Below are 24,019 nucleotides of genomic sequence, written 5' to 3' on the forward strand. Positions count from 1 at the left end.
GCTTAGTCTAATGGACTTAGCCGATTAACTAAAAGTTGTTATAATTATGAAGGGCCTAATTTATTTGGTTTTTCACATCCCAAGTCGGAAAACCTTTTTTCATCTTTTCTAGGGTTTCTTTCAAAGCCTCTTCATTAGGCAACCCTTCAACTGCTTTTTGTTGCCATTCGATCGCTTCTTGTGTTCTGCCTGCCTTATATAGCAAGTTTGCGTAAGTGTCAAATGCCTGGTAATTTCGCTGGTCAAAATGCTTTATTGAATATGCCATTGTCTTTATTGCAATAGATAAAACTTCTGGATCAGCAGAATGCTCGAATATTGGCCATGTCATATTATTAACATGATACTCGCTCCGAACATATGCGGTTGAAAAGTATCGTACATAAGATTCAATAAAGGTTTTCCAGTCTTTGGCTTCTAAAGCCCAAATCATTCTCTCGCCGTAATACTTTTCTAGTCCGATACTTCCATATTTAGTCCTAACTCTATCTTCGATTCCTACCCAGTCTGGTTTTTGAGTTCCCGCATTGATGTATGGGGACAATTCTTCTTTGCCAATTATGACGCGCATTTTCGATTCAGCAGCATTAGGACCCAAAACAGCGTTGATTTCGTTAACTTGATTTTGATAAATTTGGAAACCAAAGTCGTTACTCCCTGCAGTGATGTGGTCCAAGAATTGCAAATCTCTTTTGGTAAAGTGAAGTTTAAGGCGATCAAAATATTCTTTACCGTATTTATTCACTTCCAAGGTATCTCCTTTCCGTTGAGCCATCAGGGTAAGCCGTCTTAAAAAAGCACTGTCGCGTTTACCATTTTTGAACTCGAGTTGAAACGCTGCATATCTACTATCATTATCAGATTTATCTATATCTGATAACGATAGTTTGCCGAAGCTAGGACCGTTATCCAATTTTATCATTTGAGCGTGTATTTCACGTAGCCTTTTGATTGGTATCTTAATTACCTTCCTATCATATGTAATTAGGCCGTTTTCTTCGCCCTCTACATCGAAAGGCTGAGTGTAAATACTAGCGGACAAGCCGAGTTTTTCAAGATTGACGAGTTGTTTAACCAGGCTATCATATTTTTGATCCAGCTCATCCGCCGTGACTTGGATATATCCCCAGCCAGTAAGGTCATCCCATTGATGTCCGGGTACTGGAACTGCTACTCCCCCAAATTCACCGCATACTTGAGCTTTGCCTATATGCCGTTGCGATAGCATTGGATTTGGATAGCTATGCACATCAGTCACATCTGCCCGTATGTAAGCATTAGGGCTTGGACTTCTTAGTTCTCCATTTACATATAAATCCTCACCGCTATGGCCGTTAACCAAGCGGCTTGGGTCAGTTACCTTTAGCCAATTAGTTAGCCGCTCCTGATCGTATTGACCCCATTTCTCATTGAAAAGTACCCAAGTTGTAATGCAAGGGAAGCTTATTAGTTGGCTAACAATTTCCGCGCTTTCTTTTTCAAACTGCTCCTTTGCTCCCTTAGGCAATCCTTGATTAGGATTCACCAGATCTTGCCATACCATGATGCCCATTCGGTCTGCGTAGTAATACCATCTTGCAGGTTCGACTTTAATATGTTTACGAATTGTGTTAAAGCCCATAGCCTTTATGACTTTTATATCCCACGCGAGTGCCTCATCAGATGGAGCTGTATAGAGTCCGTCCGGCCAGAAACCTTGATCAAGCGTGCCTAAATTATAGGTGTATTTGTTATTCAACATAATCCGGTCAAAGCCTTCGCTGTCCTTAGCAACACTAATCTTTCGCATGCCAAAGTAACTCTCGATGCGGTCCGTTCCCAGGGATATCTCAAGGTTGTATAGAAACGGGTCATCAGGTGACCACAAGCGTGCGTTAGCAACACGCAAAGTAATGTTAACCTTATCATCAGCCACCTTTTGACTAACTACTTTGCAGGTTTGACACCCAGGAGTACTAATTTGGATCTGAGCTTTAGCTGCTGTACTTGAGGAAGCATCAATTACTAAATGCAACAAACTGTTGTCAATGTCAGGCGTCATAATTATTTGTTCAACATAATTTTCTGGTACCGTTTCCAGCCACACCGTCTGCCAAATCCCTGATGACGGCGTATAATAGATGTTTCCCGGATTAAGGGTCTGCTTACCATGTGGGCCAATACCTTTATCAGTAGGGTCGTAGACTTTGACAACGAGCTCGTTTTCTCCACTTCTAATCGCATCAGTAATATCAAAAGTAAAGGAGGTGTAACCTCCGGTATGGCTTCCTACCAATTTATCATTAATAAAAACATGTGCTTCCCAGTCTACGGCTCCAAAATGCAATAGCACTCTTTCCTTTGGTTTAGCTACCACTGTAAACCTCTTTTTATACCACAATAGTTGGTCAGAATTCAAAGTAGAATTAGCGCCGGATAAAGCGGATTCTAATGGATAGGGCACCTTTATTTTCCTGCTCGTTGACGAAAACGTAGCACGTTCTGATCTACGGGTGATTTCGAAATTCCATTGACCATTCAGCGATCGCCAGGCTTTCCTGGTCATCTGAGGTCGTGGGTATTCATCGTGTAGGTTTAAGAGGTCACTTTTATCTTGATGTTTGGTGCTTTTTGAAGTTCGAATGTTCTCACTGAATGCATGGTTATAAAGCAAAAGAGTTAAGAGGAAAACTAAAACACATTTTAATTGGCTCATTTCGTGTAGGATTTATAAATTTAAAAATGTAAAACTGTCAGGGATTTACTCCTGAATAATCAAGTTGTAGACCGTCGTCCATACCTTTGGATGTTGAAGGCAGCCCTTTTGTCATCCATCTGGGAGGGTGTTTATCTTTAAGATAATAGTCGAAGAACTGCTTCATTCTCAGGGTAAAGTCTTCTGCTTCCTTCTCGGACAATCCGTGATCCCATTTGTCATATTCCAACATCCAGACTCGTTTTCCTAGCCGTCGTAACGCAGTGAAGAACTCAACAGCTTCTGCGATTGGAATCGTCGTATCGTGGGTCGTATGCATCATTAAAAATGGCGTCGATACCTTGTCCGCATATAAAATCGGCGAATTCCTAAGGTACAATTTTGGATTATCCCAAAGATTCGTTCCGATCTGATATGGTCCCTTTTCAAACATACCTTGTTTGCTCTGCCCGTCCAGATAGGTCCCGCCATAGCCGCTAACTAAATCATAATGACCTGAAGCAGAGCACGCCGCAGCAAACAAGTTTGTATGAGTTAGAATGTAGTTGGTTTGTAGTCCTCCAAATGATACGCCTTGGATACCCATTTTTTTATTATTGACATATGGAAGCTCTGAAAGGTAAGTTGCTGCAGAAACTACAGCTTCCAGCGCACTTTGTCCGGTTTCTCCAATTGTGAAATAGATATCTGGAGTAAAAACCAGGTAGCCATCACTGACATACGACGCAATGTTCAGACGACCATCAGAAAATTCAGGGCGTACAGAAGCATTCAGACCATCGGAGAGCTTTCTATAATAGTAGAAAATTATCGGATATTTTTTATTTGGATCGAAATCTTTGGGTTTATACAGTACCCCATTGAGTCCAATACCCTTAGGAGTCTGCCAGCTATGTAACTCTGACGTTAACCAGTTATAGGGTAGCTCGGGTTTGATATCAGTTATTTGCTTGAATGTTTTTAAATCTGTCGTCACAAATAAGTTTGCTGATGTGGTCGCACTCATGCGGGTTATTAGATAAGTTTCTGAAAATCTTGCTTTAATCGGCACTGAGCCCTGAGAGACACCAATTAGAGCGGTGGGATTCCAAAATAAATAGTTCCCTTGAAACAACTTAGCTAACAATGATTCTGAGTTCAGTTTAATGCGGAAGAACCCGTTTTGTTTGTTGTTCTTATTAAAGGCAATCAGGACCGCAGATTCGTTGGTCTTGCCAATCCAGAGATCATTTTCAGTTGGCAAAAAGTTAAAAACTATTTTGTTTCGCCGACCATAACCACCTGTGACATTCAATGGGTTTTCAATGCCCTGAAGGTCAAATCTAAAAATGTCAAACTCATCATAGATAAACACATATCTTTCATCACTAGTCCACCCAGCAACGCCCCTTAAAACAGGTAAAAAAGAATCAGCGTCATTATTGGCCGATTTATCCCAGATTTTGGTTAATTCTTTTGATATTTCTTTCTCTTTTCCAGACTTCAGATCTAGACAATGGTATAGCTGCTCTGCTGGGTTGAAATAAACTGCGAATTTGCCATGAGGTGATATAGTGGCATCAGTCTCAACTTTTATTTTTTTTCCTGTCGAAGTATTAACTATAAAATGGTCAATCCTTTCCAATGTGCCTGGAGTGAGTAGGCGACTACCACCTGAGAACCAAGTATCGCTATACTTTGAATAAAATGGGACGTTTACATTATCATCATCCTGCTCAAGCCTTAACAATTTACCAGTTTCAATTGAGTAGGAAAAGAGATAGCTTCGATCTTTTAGATTCAAATTCTGGTTTTGTTCAGACATTAATACAGAATCCTTATAGTTCCATATATTTACCGCTACATCAGAATTTTGTCTTTTTGTCGGGAGTACTTTTTTCAGTCTGAGAAAAATAAATTTGCTATCTGCGCTGAATCTAGAAAGCTCTTTTAAGTGAAAATCAATATTCCTTGGCAGATCGACCATTTTCGCTCCGTCGTCAGTATTGTTATATATCCATATTGAAAGGTTACAACTATTTGCTGTAGATACAAATGCGAGTCGAGTCCCTTCATCATTAGCAATGAAATTTTCAATTGACTTTCCGGTCCAGATTGTTTGAAGCTTTAATGATGCTAAATCAAGAATCGCGAGGTTGACTTGACTGTCTTTCCTAATTCTTAATATTAATCTTTTAAAGCTATCACTGAACTTAAAATATTGAACGTTGAGATATCTAATAGTAAGTCCAGATTCTAGACTTCGAACAACTAACTCACTCGTCTTACCTTTTGGCTGATATGCTAACCATTTCGATTTTGATTCGACATCTACGCTATAGGTCCGCACGTTCGTTATAATTTCGCTTTCTGAAGTTCCAAGTGATAAGATTAAGATACTGTCGCCATTATTAATGACAGCCTTTTTTCCATCATTCAGAAAATGTCCTCTCCTCATACCCGGGAAATGTCTTTCCCAGCTACCGGATGTCTGTTTAACGACTATCGTTTGACTACCGACAGGCACGTTTCTAATGGTATACATGCAATAACGGCCGTCGTTAGTAATGCCTTGATCAGTAATCTCAGGCCAAGTTTTAACCGTTGTTGAGTCTACAATTCGACCTTTCGTCTGACTTCGGGCAATATTATATCCTATCATCATAAAGATGACTATTAAAAACTGCTTCATTTGTTTAGCTTTAGGGAACTACATGTAGTCTTCGGATTAATTATATCCCGGATTTTGATGACCTACTAGGCTCTGATTTTTTTCGATATCTGACTGCGGTATTGGAAACAGTTGATCAGTAACTTGCCAGTTGCTGCCTTTTAGAGCTTTCAGTACAACGTCAGCGCGCCCTGTTCGCTTTAGATCAAACCATCTGTGCCCCCATTCAGTGAAAAGCTCATGCCTGCGCTCAAGTTCGACAGCGATTAAGGCTTCCTCTTTGTCGAGGTCATTCGGGAGCCTTGGCAGTTTGGACGATAACGATAGTGAATTATCTGATGCTCTTTCCCGTATAATATTTAGGTCAGAGATGCCATCGTTAATCTTTCCTAGTTGGATTCGTGATTCTGCTCTAATAATGTATTGTTCTGCAAGTCGAAGAACGGTACTGTATTCGGCGGCAGGTGAATTCTCTCTACCTATTTTATATTTAGCGGGATAATAAAATGTTTTTCCGTCATAAGTAACTTTACCTATCCAGTTAGATTTTCGTTGATCTCGATCATCAAAACCTTCCACAAGTGCTTCACGGAGGAAAACCGGGTATAGACTGTTGATAGCTATTTCAGGAAGCTTAAGAAGGATACCTTCTTTGGTGTTAGCAGTATTACTTGATGACGATCCCACTGGTTGAAGTTGCCAGATGGCCTCCTGGTTGTTCATATGGAATACGTCGTTAAGGTCCGACAAGCTAAAAATATCAGATTGCTCTATCAGTTCCGTAGCACTTTCTTCTGCCGCAGAGTAGTTTTTCGTATACAAATAGATTCTCGCAAGTAACGCTATTGCAGCGTATTTTGTCGGCCTTATTCGCTGGCTTTGCGAAGTTGTAGTCTGCAGGTCATTTTCCAGATAAGCCGGACTCAATAGGGATTTAGCATCAATTAAATCATCTATGATTTGCGTATAAACTTTTGCAATCTCGGCTCTGCCCAAAAATCTGCTGATATTATAATCAGTTGTTAATACAAGAGGCACATCACCGTAGATGTTTACCAAGTAGAAGTAACATAAAGATCGTATAAAGAGCGCCTCACCCAAGAGTTGCTTCTTAACCAATGGATTTAGAGATTCTGATTGCGAAATACCTTCCAAAGCAGAGTTTGTGACAAATATCATTTTATAAATGTTTGCCCAACTAGAGGCCTCACTCGACCGGATACTGTTGTTTAGGTAAGGTGAATATGCAGGGTTTACTGGATCGAACAGATCGAGTTCATCCCCCGCCAGCCCGGTTGTAAAAAAGACATTGGTTAAATATCCATTGGTCACATTAACATTTGAATTACTCATGTTTGCGTATATACCAGTAAGGACACCTATTGCGCTCGCGTCTTCAAGAAATACGTTCTCACCATTATTGCTAGTGGTTGGCGCTGAGACCTCAACAAACTTTTTACATCCAGGAATTATTAAAACATATAGGAGTGTTAGAATCAGCGAGAATACTGTTCTCGCTTTTGTATGGTAAAATATTGTTTTCATACTGTTAAGTTATAAGCCGACATTAAAACCTAAAGAAACTACCCGAAGGGGAGGGATACCGTTAAGTGTTCTGCTTTCCGGATCTAGACCGAGATAATTAGTAAACGTTAATATATTCTGTCCCTGGATAAAGAATCTGGTAGTTCTTAAACCTAGTTTCGAAACTGTGTTCTTAGGCAATGTCCACGAAACCGATACATTTTTCAAACGTATATAGGAGGCATCGGTAAACGCCTTGTCACTGCTGTTAGCTTTAAATACTAAGTCAGCCACTGCGTCGCTAGTACTGAATTTTTGAATTGTTGCGTTATCGCCTTCCTTTTGCCATCTATTCAGAACAGTTCGTGGTTGGTTACCTTGAAATCCTGGAGCAGAGCCGTAAAAGTTAGTTTGCCCCTTTTGCGCGACAAATTGAATCAAAAAATCTAAGTCTAGGTTTCCAAAAGAAAGCGTATTTTGAATACCCCCGAAATATTTTGGATCCAGACTTATAAATACCGTTCTGTCCTGGTTAGGGTCCGGGGTCGATGTGGCGGTTCCATTTTTATCGGCAAATTCGTACAGGCCAGTTTTCGAATTCACACCTATCAAACGATAATATTTCCCTACACCTACAGGCCTTCCGATAAGACCTTGGGAAATGTAACTCTCAACGTCAGCTCCAGAGTAGCTCAAGAGTTTATTGCTTGGTATTGTCAGATTTATTGAGGATGACCAGCGTAGTGCACCTCTATATAAATTTGTCGAAGAAATTAAAAATTCCCATCCTGAATTCCTGATCTTTGCTGGAACATTTGCAGGCACACTTGAATTTCCGGAGATTGTAGGAAGAGCTAACGATAAAAGTTGGTTTGAAGACAAATTGTGATAATACGTACCATTGAATATCACCCGGTCAGAAAAAAAACCTAGGTCTAATGTTACAGATAACTTCTTAGTTTCTTCCCATTGCAGGTATGGATTTGGAAAACCTTCTTGAGGTTGCAGGCTAATAATATCTTGATATGGAGTTGAGATACCTGGAACAAAGTTATAAATGTTCAAGTATCGATAGTCACCGATTTGATCACTCCCTGTAGTACCATAACTAGCCTTTAATTTACCAAAGCTAAGTTTAGAGTTATTTGCTTTTAATGTTGATTCATTAGTAAAAACCCACGCACCTGAGACCGACCAGAAGGTGTGATATTTGTTTTCATCTCCAAATCGGCTACTCCCGTCTCGACGTAAATTAAAAGAGGCGAGGTATTTATTTGCGTAACTGTAACCTAGTCTAGCGAAGCCAGCATTATAGCGATAGGTTGAAAAGATAGTGGCATCACCGGCTCCATCAACAAATATATTTGACGCTGCCTTGATGTTTTCTAAGAGCGCATCAGAATTAAAACCTTGGGCGTTCACCCGTTGCCTGCCTCGTTTTTCCTGCTGCAACGTCGTACCAACTAGCGCTTCCACCCTGCCGGAGAAAATCGACGCATTATATGTAATTTGAGGTTCTATTAACCATGTTTCAATTTTTGCGGAATTAAAACTCGATTCTCTAACTGTATAAGCTTTAATATAGTAAGGCAGCTGTGCTATTGGACTTATCAATACCTCATCGGATTCTAAGTTGTTGTATCCAAAACTTCCCTTTATTTTTAAATTTTGCAGAAGCTGATAAGACAATACCGTATTCGCAACAAGGTTGCTCGTCCGATTTGTATTCTTCTGAAACAAAGCATTCAAAGGGTTGAACAAGTTAGGTACCGCATCCGAATCTAGAGCCCAGTTCAGAGAACCATCTTCATTGTATAGATTTGGTGAATTTGGAGGTAGTAAAAATGCATTGCTAGCCAACCCTGCCACTTGTCCTAGTTTATTAATGTCATGTTGATAGTTTCCGGAAAACCCGATGGTAAATTTGTTATTTGCAGACTTATTGTTTAAATTGATGTGAAACGAGCCTTTAGTGTTATAGAAATCACCCGGCGTTACAGTAGTTTCCTTGTTATAGTTGCCGCTAATCAGAAACGTAGTTTGTTGCCCGCCTCCTGAAATTGATGTTTGTATATTAGTTAAAGCCGACGATCCACCTAGAAAGACCTTTTGCCAATCAGTGTATTTACTCTGGTCATATACAAGCAGATCAACATCACCATAGGGCCCAGGATACATCTCAGCTGCATCATTTCGTTTAGCCTCACGTCTCATTAAAAGATACTCATCAGTATTTAGCATCTTTAATTTATTTGCCACATCCCCTACACCCCGACGAAGTTGAATATCTACTCCTGCGTTCTTCCCAAAGCCTTTCTTAGTGGTAATAAGTATGGCACCATTAGCAGCTCTTGAGCCATATATAGAAGTGGCATCGGCATCCTTCAATACATCAATACTTTCAATATCGTTTGGATTGATAAAGTTCAATGGATTACCCGATGAGTTGGGACCTGATGAACCTAAATCTCCTCCATTAAGAACAGGCAGTAATTGCGATGCATATGGGACGCCATCGATAACATATAAAGGATCATTTCCTTTCTGCATACTGTTTTGCCCTTGGATTCGAACTTTTACCCCACCACCCGGCACCCCAGAAGCTTGCTCCACGAAAATTCCAGGAACTCTCCCTTGAATGGCCAAAAGAGGATTTGATAAGGATGATTTTGATATTTCGTCTGCTTTAACGGTCGAAATATTCCCAGTACTTAGTCTTCTCGATGTCACACCATATGCTTGTATTTGCACCTCATCGAGCTTACTAGCACTTTGCTGTAAAGTTATATAGTTAAACTCCTTACTCACAGCTACCTCCTTCGTTACATAGCCCAAATAACTTACAACCAGCATTGCTCCCTCGTCCACATCCCTCAGCTGGAAGTTTCCGCCGGCATCTGTAGATGTAGAGCCTTTGCCATTTTTCACACTTACTGTAGCGCCGGGCAGACCGTTGCCTAGAGTGTCCACCACCTTGCCTCGTACATCAGTCTCCTGAAATCGGGCGATTACCCTGTCGAGCAGGCTGCTTTCTTTTTTGGAGACGACTACGGTTTTGTCTTCTATGGAGTAGGTGAGGGGCTGGTTTTCGAATATTTTGTCCAGCACTTCTTTGAGTTCGGTGTTCTTTACGTTAATGCTTACGGGCTTGGCGCTTTCGAGCAGGGCGGTGGTAAACACGAAGTCGTAGCCGCTTTGGTTCCTGATGTCGTTAAATACGCCGATCAGGGGAGCTGATCTTTTAGACAGGCTGATTTTTTGGGCGTAGCCTGCCGCACTTACCTGGAGTATTGCCGTTGTTAATAGTACTACGATTAGCCTCATCACCAACAAAATTTTCGCCATAGCCGGTCGATGCCGGTATAGGCTTTTAGTGTAAAAATTCATTACTTTTACTTTGTTTAGGTTTTTTACTTGTTGTCTTATCTCAAATTTTGCCAATAGGGAAACCTGAACTCCGGCCGGTAGTGTTACAGCACTCCCGGCCTTTGTTCTTTATGGATGATGATTAAGGGTCGTTTTTGTAGAGTCTTTTCATGTGGTTTGGTTTTGGTTTGTTGATTATTTATTTAGTTACGGTAACCGTCTTTCCATTGATTGCAAATCGCACTGCTTTGGTTTTGGCCAGCACGTTCAGGATCTGGCTAATGTTCTTGTTTCTGGATATGGCTGCGGTAAAACGCTCTGTTGGTTTCGGCCCTTTGTACACTACCTCTATATTGTACCAGCGGGCCAACTGATCCATCACCTCGGTGATGCTATCGTCGCTAAACCGGAAATCTCCGGCCTTCCAGGCCAGTACTTTCGTGGCATCGGCCTCTAATATGTCAATGCTGCCATCGGTTTTCTGCAACAACTGTTCGTTAGGCTTCAGCATAACCATGTCGTTTACCCGCACACTGCCTTCCAGTAGGGTAGTGGCAATCACCTCGGCATAGGTGTTAATATTGAAATGCGTACCAAGTACTTCGACCTGCTGTTCGCTGCCAGTGCTCAAATTTTTGGAGGTTACTACAAAAGGTTGCTTTTTATTTCTGAAAACTTCAAAGTAGGCTTCGCCACTTAATCGAACTTCCCGCTTGACTAACCCTGCGAACGAGGCGGGAAATTCGATCTTCGAAGCAGCGTTCAACCAGACCCTCGTTCCGTCTGGCAGTGTAATTTGGTATGTTTGCCCCCGGGCAGTACTTGCCGTCATCTCGAGGGAACCGAGAACTTGTCCCGACCCGTCGGGAGACCTCTTGCCCTTGCCATTCAAGAAATCCCTCCCTTCGGTTCGGGATGGCGGTTCCCCAATTCCAGATGACGACACCTCAGTACCATCATTATAAGTAAGTGCCTTCCCAACCACCACACCAGCCTTCGCACTGTCGAGCACGATAGTCTTTCCATTTGCCAGTGTTATGGTTGCACCATATTGCCCAGGCGCTATATCATTTGCATAAGTCAGGAGATCTTTCGTAGCCCCGGCATCACGATCCCCGCGATAGTTAAAGAACCAAATGCCGAACACAATCGTCGCCACCGCTGCTGCTATGCTTGCTGCAATCCTAAACTTAGGCCATAGTTTTATATTCGCACCGGCCTCCCCAGCTTCCTGTGCTGGCGCATTACCTGCATCACCAGTTGCACTACTAAACGCATTACTATTAACACTTCTAATCGCATTATCAGTTTCATTACCAACTGCTATAACAGTGCTCAAAGGCAAACGACTACGGATAATTTTCAATTCAGCCTGCAGCTCCGCCTCGCTCAGGTCCATCTCCCGCACCGTACCCAGCATGATCCATTTCTCAATCACACCAAGCTCCTCCGGCGTCGCCGTCCCCGCTTTATAGCTTTCAATCAGTTCTTTTGCACGCTTATTATCCATATAACCATCGCCTTTTTCCGGCAATTCATATACATGACAACTAAGCCCGCCCTAAGGGTGAAAAGAAAATGAAAAAAATTTGCAGCTGTTATCAATAACATCTTTCAATAGCTCTTCTTCTTCAAACTTGGGGTTATGTTGTTATTTGTGAGTTTATTCGTAAATTAGCATATCTGAAAATATCTTATGGAAACATTGACGATAAATATCCCGGATAATAAAAGCACACTTGTCAAGCAAATTCTGAAAGGATTAGGCGTTACTATTCAAGTAAAGCAGTCGACTACCCCTACCTATAAGGAAAAGTTATTGAAGATTCCAGTTCTGTCTGATGAAGATTTAAAGTCATTTGAAGATGCAAAGAAATCGTTTAATAATCTGAAGTTGGAGCAATGGTAATTGACACCGGGATTATAATCGAGCACATTAGATCAAAGAATAAACTTAAAACAACCTTATATAATTTACCGGTTGATGCCGAATTATTTATAACTTCTGTTTCTTTGTATGAGTTGCACATGGGAGCAACCTCACCAGAAAAAGAAAATATAGTGAATACGATCACAGAGGACTTGTCTGTGCTTCCTTTTAATGACCTCGCATCGTTAGAAGCGGCAAAAATTTATCATCGATTGAGATTAAGCAACAAAATGATTGAATTCAGAGACATTTTCATAGCTGCAACTTGTTTAGTGAATGATCTTCCGCTTGTTACTTTAAATAAGAAGCACTTCAAGAGAATTGAAGAGCTGAAAATTTTTTAACAGATTATCTGTTAAGTCATCATCGACATAAAACCCTGCTATCAAAAGAAGTTAATCACCCCTGGTTCAGCTTGCGCTTAATACCGCTTCCTGAACCAGAAAGCCAGGTTCACCAAAGCAATGAGCGCGGGTACTTCTACCAATGGCCCTATAATCCCGACAAAAGCCTGCCCGCTATTGATCCCGAAAACCCCGATAGCCACCGCAATGGCCAGTTCAAAGTTATTGCCGGCAGCGGTAAAGGCAATAGATGCGCTCTGGGAATAGTCAGCGCCCACTTTTTTGCCAGCAAAAAAGCTCACCACAAACATCAGCGCAAAGTAGATCACCAGCGGTACAGCAATGCGAAATACATCCATGGGCAACTGTACAATAAGCTCACCCTTTAAACTGAACATCACGATAATGGTAAACAGCAAGGCGATCAGCGTTATGGGTGAAATTAACGGGATGAAACGATCCTGATACCATTCTTCACCTTTTAATGCGATTAATGCATACCGGCTAATCACACCTGCTGCAAAAGGAATCCCCAGATAGATACCCACACTTGTGGCGATCTCCGCAATGGTAATATGCACATCCAGACCAGTCACGCCAAACAAGGGCGGCAGTAAGGTGATGAACACATAAGCATATATGCTGTACAACAATACCTGGAAAATGCTATTCAAAGCAATCAGACCGGCGGCATATTCCCGGTTCCCTTCGGCCAGTTCATTCCAGACTACCACCATAGCAATGCAGCGGGCCAGTCCGATCAGGATCAGTCCGGTCATATACTCAGGGTAACCATTCAGGAAAAGCAGCGCCAGCACAAACATCAGCACCGGTCCAACTACCCAGTTCAGCACCAGGGAAGTGCCCAGTACTTTAAAGTTGCGGAACACCTTGCCAATATGCTCATACTTCACCTTAGCCAGTGGGGGGTACATCATCAGGATCAGCCCTATCGCCAGCGGTATATTCGTTGTGCCGCTGCTATAGCTGTTTATCCACACCGCAGATGAAGGCATGAAATAGCCCAGGGCCACACCGACAACCATAGCCAGGAAAATCCACAGCGTCAGATACCTGTCTAAAAAACTCAGACGCTTTCGCTCTGCTGCGGGACTGCAATTATTGGCGCTCATATGAGGCGATGTTTTGCTTCACAAATTCCCGGCTGTACGCCTTTATCTGCTCCCGTACCGACCTAAACTGCTCCATAATCTCCGCCTCTGTACCTGTGGCCTTTGCCGGATCAGGGAAATTATGGTGAAATTTCTGTGCTTTAGATGGAAAGAAGGGACAACGTTCCTTTGCATTGTCACACACGGTAATCACAAAATCAAAATCAATGTCGCGATATTCATCCATATTGTTGGAAGTATGGCCCGATATATCAATCCCATCTTCCTTCATCGTTGCAACGGCGCGCGGGTTCACCCCATGTGTTTCTACACCCGCACTGTAAATCTCCGCTTTGTCTCCCGCAAAGTGGCGCAGATAGCCTTCCGCCAACTGGCTACGGCAACTATTGCCCGTACACAGTACTAAAATTTTCTTCATATTGTTTATTGATAAGTTTTGAATCCAGTTCTCTATTTGACCGCAGCTGTGCTTTAAATATTTCCCATGTCAGTGCTTCCATAGCTAGATTTCTTTATTGTAATATTACGATTAATAAATTCAAATTTTTTTAACAACAATTCTGTTCCTTGATTTCGATATCCCCAAAAAAGCTATTAAAAAGCGCTTTATACTGCTTCCAGATTTTAGCGTCGATACAGTAACAAACGCTTGTTCCCTCAATGTTTCCCTGAATAATTCCTGCGTTCTTCAGTTCTTTCAAGTGTTGCGATGTCGTAGCCTGAGCAAGTCCCAGTTCTTCAACCAGCGTACCGGTAAAGCAGACATTCTTTTTGACCAAGTATTGCAATATGGCTATACGCGCAGGATGCGCCAAGGCTTTCGCCATCGCAGCCATCTCATTCTGCTCTTTGGTAAATAAGTCGGTTTTTGTCGCTCCCATATTCAAATATATCCATCGCAATATTACGATTAACAAATTAACGTTCCAAATAAAATTTAGATTATCGAGAATGGTTGATGAGGAGCTTACCCAACCAATCCCTCAAGCTTCTTCAGCATCTTGATCCAGCTTTGATAAGCACCTGTCTCTTTCGCTTTCTCTTCCGAAACTGTTTGATGAATTGAAACTTTTGTCTGCATACCAACCGCCTCAAACGTAATTGTCGTAACCTGCTCTTCCGGCCAGTCTTCTACTTTCCCGGCATCAACTGAACTTACAGAATTGCCGTTCTCGTCCGACATCACCATCGTTTGCACGAGTTTTTCGTTAGGCACCACTTCCAGGTAAACACCCTTAACCCAGCATTCTCCATACACCGGGTCATGGATGCAGGACAGGAAATGCCCGCCCTCGCGCACATCCAGGTTTTTAAATTCAACCGTGCAGCCATCGGGCGCATACCACTGTTTTAATTGTTCGGCATCGGTCCATGCCCGAAACACCAGCTCGACAGGCGCGTTAAACAAGTGCGTAATAAAGAGTTCTTTCTTCTCAGCGTTCATATCGGTTACTTTGTTCATATCCGTTATTTTTTAATTGTTTCAAGGAATTTGTCGAGCTTGTCAAACCGCTGCTTCCACACCTTCCGCGATTCGCTCACCCAGTCGGTCACTTCATCCAGCTTTTCCAGTTTGGCTTCGCACACCTGCTCGCGTCCCCGCTGCTTCATCGATACGATCCCGCATTCATTCAGAATCTTGATGTGCTTAGCAATTGCCTGCCTGCTCATACCAAAATCTTCACCAATCTGCCCAATGTTTAGCGCTCCGTGCGATAACTTGGTAATGATCATCCGCCTCGTCGGATCGGCAATAGCCTGAAAAACATCTCTTCTTTCTATCATAATACAACCAAATGGTTGCCAAATATAAATACAGCCATTTGGTTGTGCAAACGTTTTTCAGAAATAACTTTTCTAGCTCACATAAACACGAGCAACATCAGCGAACCCAACTTCGCTTTCAAGATCTTAAGCGCATGGTGCATATGGCTCTTTACCGTTTCTTCTGAAATTTCCAATGCAGCGGCAATTTCCTTTCGGGTGTAATTGGTATTGCGGCTCAGCTCAAACACCTGCCGCATTTTAGTGGGCAGGGCAGCGATCTCTTTCTCAATCAATGCGGCCAGTTCCTTATGCCTCAGCAGGTGATCGGCACTGTTGTCATTAAACTCCAGGTAGCTTTGAAAGGCATCCAGATACCTGGCCGACACTGTTTTATGCTTTATTCGGTTCAGGATTTTGTTTTTGACAGAAGTATAAATGAATGGAAGTATCCCGTTGGTAAAATGCAGGCTTTGCCGCTGTTCCCAGAGGTACAGGAAAACCTCATGGACGATATCCCTGGCTTCTTCCTTATCATCGGTACGCTTGTAAGTAAACGTATACACCAGGGCCTCGTACCGATTGTAAATCTCAGTATACGCAGCCTCATCGCCCTGCGTAAGCAAGGCAACAAGTTCCTGCTCGGTATATCCGCTGTAGGTTTTCAAAACTGACAAGTTGCGTCTAAGTTAATGAAAAGCATACATATGCCGGTAGGCCAATGCTAGCGATTAAGATATTTCCCTATCGTAATGTCGGCCTTCCGCGTTAAGCCGTCTATCGTCTCAAAGCTTTCGTATGGCATCGAAAAGTAATCGCTAACGTCGATCTTATTATCGCCATTTAAGTCTATCCACCTCAGGTTTCCGGCAACTGGCCCTTCCTGCGTGGGTGCCCCTGCGGCCTCGGCGTCCGACTGAAAAATTCCCTTAATGGCAGGTCCTGCCAGGATCGGGCCTTCGTATGTTCTTTTCACCCATACGTTACTTTTTCCGGCTATTTCAGCATGGACGTAATAGCGTCCGGGTTTTAATTTCGGAAAGTGGGCTAGGCCATTGTTCCCGGTCAGTGTCTTGTAGGCCACTTTGCCGGCCGTGAAATCCAGCTGGGTTTTATAAAGTTCCACCAGGGCGCCCTCTACGGTTTTTCCTTTCGGGTGCTGCGGGCTCCATTCGCTGCTGTCCCACACGGTAATGTCGAAAGTTGTCGTTTCCAGCGGGTCGTTGGTATTGGATGGGGTTATGGCCCGTTTGATGATATGTATGGCCTGGTCGTCGGTCAACACCGCTTGTTTGCGACCCACTTGTATACCGTTTATCCATACGGTATCGGCACGTCTGCTTATCTTAAGGGTTTTGCCGCTTAAAGTGGTGAAAGTCCTGCCATTATGCAATTCGTACTGGTTGTATACGCCTTTTATGATATGGTCCTTAAGGGCGTTGGCAGTGAGCTCTGTAAGGTTTCCAGCTTCCCTGCCTACCATATTGCCTTGAGCCATTTCTCCGTTTAGCGGAGGCAATACCGTTATTCCGTCTGCAGTTTCCTCGGCGGATAGGCTGAGGTTACTCAAGGCCTCTCTGAAAATCCGTACGCTGTCGGCTCCTGCCAAACCCTTTACCACAGTCTGTATCATTACCTTCGGATCTCTCATGTTGTAGGGGAGAGTCGGCGCTGGTTTATTGCAGCCCGTACCAAATAATATTGCCAGGCCGAGGAATAGTATAGAGCGTTTCATGAGGAATCGTTTATGCGATCAATACTAACAAATTTCTTTTATAAGTCCAAAAGTCAGCCTTGCTGCCCGGCGATCTGTGCCACTGCTTTAGTCCTGCCTTTGTAGCAACACCTGTTCGCTTCAATATGATTATAGGGTTACCCTGGGGGTTGACGCGCTACAGGGCGACCGAACGCCGTCCGTGTTACGTCTTTGTTGTTATCTTGATAGGTGGCATGATCTAAGGCAGGGCTTTACCAGTGCCTGTTCGATCCTTGATTCCCGTAGTATTTGGGAATATATGATGGTAAAACTTTACTTTTACCCCAATGGAATTGCCCAAATATACAAAAAATCAGCTTGCATTACGAAATGGTCAGGATAAACCTCAGATTTGGGTAGCATACCGGGGTTTGATCTACGATGTGTCTGAAAGTCGCCTTTGGCGCAATGGGAAGCATTATGAGCACTGGGCTGGGCAGGACTTGACCGACGAACTGCCTGATGCGCCACATACTGAGTCGGTTTTTGAACGTTTTACAGTAATTGGTGTGCTGAAGGAATAATTTTGCTAATTTTATTGGCATGTCCAGGAAGATTATTCATGTGGATATGGATGCCTTTTATGCGTCGGTGGAACAGCGTGATTTCCCTGAGCTGAAGGGCAAGCCTGTGGTGGTCGGCGGTTCGCCGAGCGGGAGGGGCGTGGTGGCGGCGGCGAGCTATGAAGCCAGAAAGTATGGTATTAAATCGGCTATGCCGGCCAGGCAGGCGCTTCAGCTTTGTGCGGAAGTGGTCTTTGTAAAGCCGCGTTTTGAGGTGTACAAATCCGTCTCTGCCCACATTCGCGAAATATTCAGACGGTATACTGATCTGATTGAACCGCTTTCGCTCGATGAGGCCTATCTGGATGTTACGACCGACAAGCTAAACATCGGTTCTGCGCTGGAAATTGCTAAACAGATTAAACAGGCGATAAAGACAGAGCTTAATCTGACCGCTTCAGCTGGGGTGTCTACCTCTAAGTTTGTTGCCAAGGTGGCTTCTGATATTAATAAACCCGACGGACTTACATTTATCGGGCCGTCTAAGATTGAGGCTTTTATGGAGCAGTTGCCCGTGGAGAAGTTTTATGGGGTGGGAAAGGTAACGGCCAAGAAGATGCAGAGCATGGGTTTGCACACGGGGGCAGATCTGAAGGCGTTGTCGCAGGAAGACATGACCCGGTATTTCGGGAAGTCGGGCGCGTTTTATTACAATATTGTACGCGGACTGGACGATAGGCCGGTCCGCACACACCGGGAGCCTAAGTCGTCCGGCACCGAAGATACTTTTTCGTACGACCTCACGACCACCCAGGAGATGTACACTCAGCTTGATAAGATTGCTTATTCGGTGTCGCAGCGTCTGGAACGGCAAAGCTTAAAAGGACGTACAATTACGCTGAAGATCAAGTTTAGTGATTTCAAGCTCATTACCCGGAGCAAGTCGTTACCTGTGGCGGTTCGCGATTTTTCCACGATCCTGCAAACGGCCATGGAGTTGCTGGATGAGGCGCAGATTGACGGTAAGGCGGTACGGCTTTTGGGGATTTCGCTTTCTAATTTCGGTGAGTTTGTTCCAAACCAGCCAAGGCTTTCAGGAAAGGGATTTGTAGATCCAGACCAATTAGAGCTGGAGTTTTAATAAAAAAGGCAAGCGACCGTAAAACGTGCTTGCCTTTTTGCTCCCGAAGCTGGGCTCGAACCAGCGACCCTCTGATTAACAGTCAGATGCTCTAACCGGCTGAGCTATTCGGGAGTGTCCGGTTACCAAAACCGCTTTGTTTAAGCGTTGGAGAGATATTCGCTCCGTTGTTTTGGGACTGCAATATTAGGGGTTTTAAATTATTTATGCAATATTTGCAACGAAAAATTTTATAAAAAAATATATGAGCCTGATAATCATAGGAACTGTTGCTTTCGACGCGTTGGAGACACCATTTGGTAAAACGGATAAAATTGTTGGGGGCGCTGCTACCTATGCCAGTTTAGCCGCTTCTTATTTCTACGACAAGGTTAAAATTGTTGGTGTGGTGGGAGAGGATTTCGGTCAGGATAACATTAATAAATTTACCGAGCATGGAATTGACATAGAGGGATTGCAGATTAAAGAGGGGGAGAAGTCTTTCTTCTGGTCTGGCCGCTATCATAATGACATGAATAGCCGCGATACGCTTGCCACGGAACTTAACGTGCTTGAAAATTTTGATCCGGTTATTCCCGACAGTTATCAGGACTGTGAATACCTGATGCTGGGAAATTTAACCCCGCTTGTGCAGCAAACTGTCATTAACAGGCTTAACCATCGTCCTAGACTTATTGTGCTGGATACGATGAACTTCTGGATGGATATTATGATGGATGATCTGAAGGAGACCATCCGTATGGTCGATGTGCTTACCATTAATGATGCCGAGGCCCGGCAGTTGTCTGGCGAGTACTCGCTGGTGAAGGCAGCTTCGAAAATCCTGGAGATGGGCCCTAAGTACCTGATCATCAAGAAAGGTGAACATGGTGCTTTGCTGTTCCACGAGGATAAGATTTTCTCGGCACCTGCGCTTCCTTTGGCTGAGGTTTTTGATCCGACCGGCGCGGGTGACACTTTTGCGGGCGGCTTTATAGGTTATCTGGCTAAGGTGGGTACGATCAACTTCACGAATATGAAGAACGCGATCATTTTCGGCTCTGCACTCGCTTCTTTCTGCGTGGAGAAATTCGGCACGGAGCGGATTCTGAATCTAACTCAGGAAGAAGTTGCTGCGAGGGTGCAGCAGTTCGTGAGTCTAAGTTCGTTTACTATAGAGGGCTAAGGGGATACTATCGGGTATTACTCTAACGCTGGGGCGGGCCCGCGAGGGGGATGCTGAACGAAAAGGTAGAGCCTGCTCCTGGCTGACTGTCGACCCAAATGTTACCTCCGTGGAGCATGACAATCTCCCGGCTTAGATATAATCCGATGCCGAATCCGGAGACGAAGTTAGTTTCCGGATTTCCGGCACGATGAAAGCGGTCGAATATCCGCTCCTGGTCTGAAGGATTAATGCCGATCCCTTCATCTCTTACGCTAACAGTTACCTGCTCGTCATCGGCGTCGCAGCTTATCGTCACCGGTTTTTCTTTCTCCGCATACTTTACTGCGTTGGTAAGCAGGTTAAGTATCACGTGGGCTATTTTGTCTGGGTCGGCCACTGCGGTCGCCCTGGTCTCTCGGGCAATCAGGATGTTAATATCAGGTTCCGCGAGCGTTACGTCGGCAACAACTTCTTCGATCAGGTTCATTACAGGCACTTCCGACAGGTTCAGGTGGAGCTTTCCCGACTCTAGTCGCGATAAGTTGAGGAAGCCGTTGATCATTTTAGACATCTTGATGACCTGCTTCTCGGCCTGACTTAGCACAGGCAGGTTGGAATGGTCTTCCGATTTTCGTGCCTTTCTGTACAAGTATTGTATGTAGCCCTGTAAGGAGGTGAGGGGCGTTTTTAGTTCGTGGCTGGCTATGGCGATGAAATCGTTTCTCAGTTGTTCTTCATGTTTTTGATCTGTGATGTCGAGCACGGAACCGATGAAGCGCATGGGCTGTCCGACGCCGTCGAAATACACTTTGCCTTTGGCACGCACCCACCTCAGCCGGTTATCTTCGGCGCCGATCGTCCGATATTCTACGTCGTAGATGCCGTCACTGATCTCCATGCGGAAGAGTTTGTCGATGATTGTCGTAATCCGTACGCGATCGTCGGGGTGCAACCCGGACAGGAAGTCTTTCTCATAAGTAACCTCAGCGTTGTGCGCAATACCGAACAGTTCACGGCATCGGGCATCCCACTCCATGTGTCCACGCACGAGGTCCATATCAAACGTACCTAGCTGTGCTGCCAGTTTTGAGAGGTGTACCTGTTCATAGGCGCGTTCCAGATTGTGTGTGCGTTCCTCTACGAGTTTTTCCAGTTCGAGCCTGAACTCTTCCCGTTCCCGCTCTTTAAATACCTGATCTGTGATGCTGTTTGTTGTGGTGAGCAGGTACTCTGGTGTGGTATCGTCGCCACCGATAGGCATGATTTCCAATTGCCACCATTTCTCAACCATACCTTTTCCGTCGGGTGCGTTCATGTCATACCTGAATGGCGGCATCAGTATCGTTTTATTCGTCTGCTGCGCTTCTGTCAGCGCGTCTTTGAGCAAAATGCCACCGTCGCCGCCGGCTTCGTTGGGATCGAATATTTCCCAAACCGACTTGCCGGTAATGTTGCGGCCAACCAGATTAGTCACTGACTTATGGGCGTCGTTGCTGATGAGTATGGTGAATTCCGGTGCGTTTGCCATCACGATGATGCGTGGCACGGGTGAATTGAAAAGGGCTTGGAAAAGCGGATTGGTGAGAAATTGTTCCATAGCAGATGGGTAAATTTACGGCAATTGAATTAATTATTGATATATTCGTTTAGCTAATATGTCTAACCCTATTTCCCTGATAGCCTATATGAGACTTTTTGTTTGCGCTTTTTTGATCACATTCTTTTACGGATCTGGTGTCGTTTATTTGCATGCCCAGGATAAAACGTTGTACAAAGCGGATAAGGAAATTGGTTATTACGATGATGCGCGGATTAAAGCCGATAGCTATCTCGCTTCCAGATGTAAGCTTTCTGTGTATTACCCGGCCAACCGCAAGAATTATGGAACTGTAATATGGTTTCATGGCGGGGGACTGACCGGGGGCAATATTGAGATTCCTGATGCTTTGAAAGAGAAGGGACTGGCGGTGGTGGGTGTCACCTACCGCTTGTCGCCACAGGCTAAGGGTGCTTCCATTATTGAAGACGCGGCTGCGGCCATAGCCTGGACTTTTAAAAATATTGGCAGGTATGGCGGCTCGGATAGCCTGATCTTTGTGTCGGGCCACTCGGCGGGTGCTTACCTGGCCATGATGGTTGGGCTAAACAAGGATTACCTTAAACCTTATGGCATCGATGCAAATAGGATTGCGGGCCTTATCCCGTTCAGCGGACAGTGTATAACGCATTTCACCATACGCAACGAAAGTAAAATTGCGGAAACACAGCCTATTGTAGACCGTTTTGCTCCGCTATACCATGTGCGCGGCGATGCGCCGCCGATGCTGCTTATTACGGGTAATCGTGAGATGGAGATGCTTGGTCGCTATGAGGAGAACGCTTACATGGCCAGAATGATGAAGCTTACCGGCCACAAAGAGACGGTACTATTTGAGCTGGACGGTTATGGGCATAATATGGCATACCCCGCTTTTCCGCTTTTGCTGAATGAGGTGAAGCGGATCACGGACCTGAAGGCTAAGTCGCGCGCCTTACCGCGCTAAGCTATATGCCGAGCAGCGGCAGGATTTCTTCTACGTGTTTCCTGTCGTTGGAAAGTCGTGGAACTTTGTGTTGCCCGCCTAATTTTCCTTTCGATTTCAACCAGTTGTAAAAGGTATTGCATGGGGCATTGTGCACCTTGGGCCGCTTCAGCGCCATGTCTTTGAAGCGCTTGGCATCATAGTCTGAGTTTACAGCCCTTAAAGTTTCGTCGAGCACATCGATAAACTTCTCGAAGTCGTTGGGCTGCTGATCGAATTCAATGATCCATTCATGTCCGCCTGCTTCATTGCCGGAAAAATAAATAGGGCAGGCGGTGTAATCCTTAAACACGGCATTTGTAGCGTCGCAGGCCCGACATATGGCTTGTTCTGCATTATCGATGATCACTTCTTCGCCGAATGCGTTTATGAAATGTTTTGTACGACCGGTAATCCGGATACGGTATGGGGAAAGATTAGTGAATTGTACGGTGTCGCCGATCATATACCGCCAGAGTCCGCCGTTGGTAGATATAATGATTGCGTAATTTTTACCGATCTCGACCTCGTCCAGCGAAAGGGTAGCCGGTTGTTCATCTTCCAGGTTTTCGATAGGCAGGAACTCATAATAAATACCGTAATCGAGCATGAGAAGCATTTCATCGGAATTGACTTCGTCCTGTATGCCAAAGAAACCCTCGGAGGCGTTGTATGTTTCGAGATAGTACATGCCTGCTGATGGGATGAGTTCTTTAAACTGTTCTTTATAGGGTTTAAAGTTCACTGCACCGTGGATGTAAAGCTCCAGGTTTGGCCATATCTCGAGGAGGTTGCTTTTGCCTGTAATCTCCAGAACCTTTTTGGCAAGAACGATGGTCCAAGTAGGTACGCCGGCGATATTGGTGACATTCTCTTTGATGGTAGCTTCCGCCATTTTCTCGATTTTCTCCTCGTAGTTGTCCATCAGGGCAATAGAGATGTTTGGCGTACGATAGTATTCGGCCCACACGGGCAGGTTTTTGATCAGTACTGCAGACAGGTCACCGTAGTAGGAGTCGCTATTCAACTGGTTGATCTGGTGACTTCCGCCGAGAACCAGTCCCTTACCTGTAAATATCTGATTGTTGGGCCGGTTATTGCAGAAAATCGAAAGCATGTCTTTTCCACCTTTGAAGTGGCAGTCGTTCAGAGATTCTTCCGAAACAGGGATAAATTTGCTGCGGTCGCTCGTGGTGCCCGACGACTTGGCAAACCATTTAATCTCTGAGGGCCATAAAATGTTTTGCTCTCCCTTGAGCATGCGTTCAATGTATGGCTTCAGAGTGTCGTAGTTTTGCAGCGGCACGCGTTCTTTAAACTGCTTAGGGGTTTCGATGGAACGGTACCCGTACTTTTCTCCCCATTCTGTATCCTCTGCCTGCGAAATCAGTTTTTGGAACCACTCCTGTTGCACATCATGAGGATATTTAATGAAAAGCTCGATCTGATGAACGCGCTTTTTCATATACCAGGTAAAGATTGAGTTAACAATAGCCATTGTTTAG

At 44.3% G+C, this 24,019-nt stretch carries 20 protein-coding genes and 1 tRNA gene; 6 read left to right on the forward strand and 15 right to left on the reverse strand.

The window, feature by feature from the left end:
- Positions 1-55 precede the first annotated feature (55 nt).
- The 5 genes from J3P40_RS05880 to J3P40_RS05900 form a co-directional block, all read right to left on the reverse strand.
- Entirely contained in the window at positions 56-2,695 is a 2,640-nt protein-coding gene (locus tag J3P40_RS05880) for a glycosyl hydrolase 2 galactose-binding domain-containing protein (RefSeq protein ID WP_256003758.1), read from the reverse strand.
- A gap of 37 nt (positions 2,696-2,732) precedes the next feature.
- Positions 2,733-5,366 (reverse strand): alpha/beta hydrolase family protein, encoded by a 2,634-nt coding sequence (locus J3P40_RS05885; RefSeq protein WP_256003761.1) that lies wholly within the window; start codon positions 5,364-5,366, stop codon positions 2,733-2,735.
- A gap of 36 nt (positions 5,367-5,402) precedes the next feature.
- Positions 5,403-6,890, reverse strand: a complete 1,488-nt coding sequence (locus tag J3P40_RS05890; RefSeq protein WP_256003763.1) for a RagB/SusD family nutrient uptake outer membrane protein — start codon at positions 6,888-6,890, stop codon at positions 5,403-5,405.
- A 9-nt stretch (positions 6,891-6,899) separates the two neighbouring features.
- On the reverse strand, positions 6,900-10,310 hold the full coding sequence (locus tag J3P40_RS05895) for a SusC/RagA family TonB-linked outer membrane protein (protein WP_256003766.1): 3,411 nt from the start codon (positions 10,308-10,310) through the stop codon (positions 6,900-6,902).
- A 124-nt stretch (positions 10,311-10,434) separates the two neighbouring features.
- The gene (locus J3P40_RS05900) at positions 10,435-11,745 is read right to left on the reverse strand and encodes a FecR family protein (protein WP_256003768.1); all 1,311 of its coding nucleotides are present in this window, start codon (positions 11,743-11,745) and stop codon (positions 10,435-10,437) included.
- Between the two features lie 186 nt (positions 11,746-11,931).
- Here J3P40_RS05900 and J3P40_RS05905 point away from each other — a divergent pair, with 186 nt between their 5' ends.
- On the forward strand, positions 11,932-12,144 hold the full coding sequence (locus J3P40_RS05905) for a hypothetical protein (protein WP_256003770.1): 213 nt from the start codon (positions 11,932-11,934) through the stop codon (positions 12,142-12,144).
- Positions 12,138-12,509 (forward strand): type II toxin-antitoxin system VapC family toxin, encoded by a 372-nt coding sequence (locus J3P40_RS05910; RefSeq protein WP_256003772.1) that lies wholly within the window; start codon positions 12,138-12,140, stop codon positions 12,507-12,509. Before J3P40_RS05905 ends, J3P40_RS05910 begins: the two co-directional genes overlap by 7 nt.
- A 77-nt stretch (positions 12,510-12,586) precedes the next feature.
- On the opposite strand, the gene arsB is transcribed toward J3P40_RS05910, so the two are convergent.
- From arsB to J3P40_RS05945, 7 genes are all read right to left on the reverse strand, one after another.
- Positions 12,587-13,642, reverse strand: coding sequence for an ACR3 family arsenite efflux transporter (gene arsB, locus J3P40_RS05915; protein WP_256003774.1), 1,056 nt, complete (start codon positions 13,640-13,642; stop codon positions 12,587-12,589).
- Positions 13,629-14,060: an arsenate reductase ArsC gene (locus tag J3P40_RS05920; protein WP_256003777.1), complete on the reverse strand. Its 432-nt coding sequence runs from the start codon at positions 14,058-14,060 to the stop codon at positions 13,629-13,631. The genes arsB and J3P40_RS05920 overlap by 14 nt, the downstream gene beginning before the upstream one ends.
- A 130-nt stretch (positions 14,061-14,190) precedes the next feature.
- Positions 14,191-14,523: an ArsR/SmtB family transcription factor gene (locus J3P40_RS05925; RefSeq protein WP_256003780.1), complete on the reverse strand. Its 333-nt coding sequence runs from the start codon at positions 14,521-14,523 to the stop codon at positions 14,191-14,193.
- 86 nt (positions 14,524-14,609) lie between these two features.
- Positions 14,610-15,104 carry an SRPBCC family protein gene (locus J3P40_RS05930; protein ID WP_256003781.1) on the reverse strand — a complete coding sequence of 165 codons (495 nt, stop codon included), beginning with the start codon at positions 15,102-15,104 and terminating at the stop codon, positions 14,610-14,612.
- 5 nt (positions 15,105-15,109) lie between these two features.
- Entirely contained in the window at positions 15,110-15,427 is a 318-nt protein-coding gene (locus J3P40_RS05935) for an ArsR/SmtB family transcription factor (RefSeq protein WP_256003782.1), read from the reverse strand.
- A gap of 77 nt (positions 15,428-15,504) precedes the next feature.
- Positions 15,505-16,074 (reverse strand): RNA polymerase sigma factor, encoded by a 570-nt coding sequence (locus tag J3P40_RS05940; protein ID WP_256003783.1) that lies wholly within the window; start codon positions 16,072-16,074, stop codon positions 15,505-15,507.
- Between the two features lie 56 nt (positions 16,075-16,130).
- A complete protein-coding gene (locus J3P40_RS05945) occupies positions 16,131-17,141 on the reverse strand; it encodes a fasciclin domain-containing protein (RefSeq protein WP_256003784.1) in 1,011 nt (336 codons plus the stop codon).
- Positions 17,142-17,449: 308 nt separating this feature from the next.
- Between J3P40_RS05945 and J3P40_RS05950 the strand changes: the two genes are divergently transcribed.
- Together J3P40_RS05950 and dinB are read left to right on the forward strand one after the other, a co-directional pair.
- Positions 17,450-17,686, forward strand: a complete 237-nt coding sequence (locus J3P40_RS05950) for a cytochrome b5 domain-containing protein (protein ID WP_256003786.1) — start codon at positions 17,450-17,452, stop codon at positions 17,684-17,686.
- Positions 17,687-17,705: 19 nt separating this feature from the next.
- The gene (dinB, locus tag J3P40_RS05955) at positions 17,706-18,806 is read left to right on the forward strand and encodes a DNA polymerase IV (protein ID WP_256003788.1); all 1,101 of its coding nucleotides are present in this window, start codon (positions 17,706-17,708) and stop codon (positions 18,804-18,806) included.
- A 40-nt stretch (positions 18,807-18,846) separates the two neighbouring features.
- On the opposite strand, the gene J3P40_RS05960 is transcribed toward dinB, so the two are convergent.
- Positions 18,847-18,920 (reverse strand) — tRNA-Asn (locus tag J3P40_RS05960).
- Between the two features lie 130 nt (positions 18,921-19,050).
- Between J3P40_RS05960 and J3P40_RS05965 the strand changes: the two genes are divergently transcribed.
- Entirely contained in the window at positions 19,051-19,971 is a 921-nt protein-coding gene (locus tag J3P40_RS05965) for a PfkB family carbohydrate kinase (RefSeq protein WP_256003790.1), read from the forward strand.
- Between the two features lie 22 nt (positions 19,972-19,993).
- Here J3P40_RS05965 and J3P40_RS05970 read toward each other — a convergent pair whose 3' ends face one another.
- Complete coding sequence (locus J3P40_RS05970; protein WP_256003792.1) at positions 19,994-21,550, reverse strand: PAS domain-containing sensor histidine kinase; 1,557 nt, start codon at positions 21,548-21,550, stop codon at positions 19,994-19,996.
- A gap of 88 nt (positions 21,551-21,638) precedes the next feature.
- Between J3P40_RS05970 and J3P40_RS05975 the strand changes: the two genes are divergently transcribed.
- Positions 21,639-22,496, forward strand: a complete 858-nt coding sequence (locus J3P40_RS05975) for an alpha/beta hydrolase (RefSeq protein WP_256003794.1) — start codon at positions 21,639-21,641, stop codon at positions 22,494-22,496.
- 1 nt (position 22,497) lies between these two features.
- Here the strand turns inward: J3P40_RS05975 and J3P40_RS05980 are convergent, their stop codons facing one another.
- Positions 22,498-24,012, reverse strand: a complete 1,515-nt coding sequence (locus J3P40_RS05980) for a GH3 auxin-responsive promoter family protein (protein ID WP_256003795.1) — start codon at positions 24,010-24,012, stop codon at positions 22,498-22,500.
- Between the last annotated feature and the right edge of the window lie 7 nt (positions 24,013-24,019).

The organism is Pedobacter deserti (assembly GCF_024436415.1).
Taxonomy (GTDB): domain Bacteria; phylum Bacteroidota; class Bacteroidia; order Sphingobacteriales; family Sphingobacteriaceae; genus Pedobacter; species Pedobacter faecalis.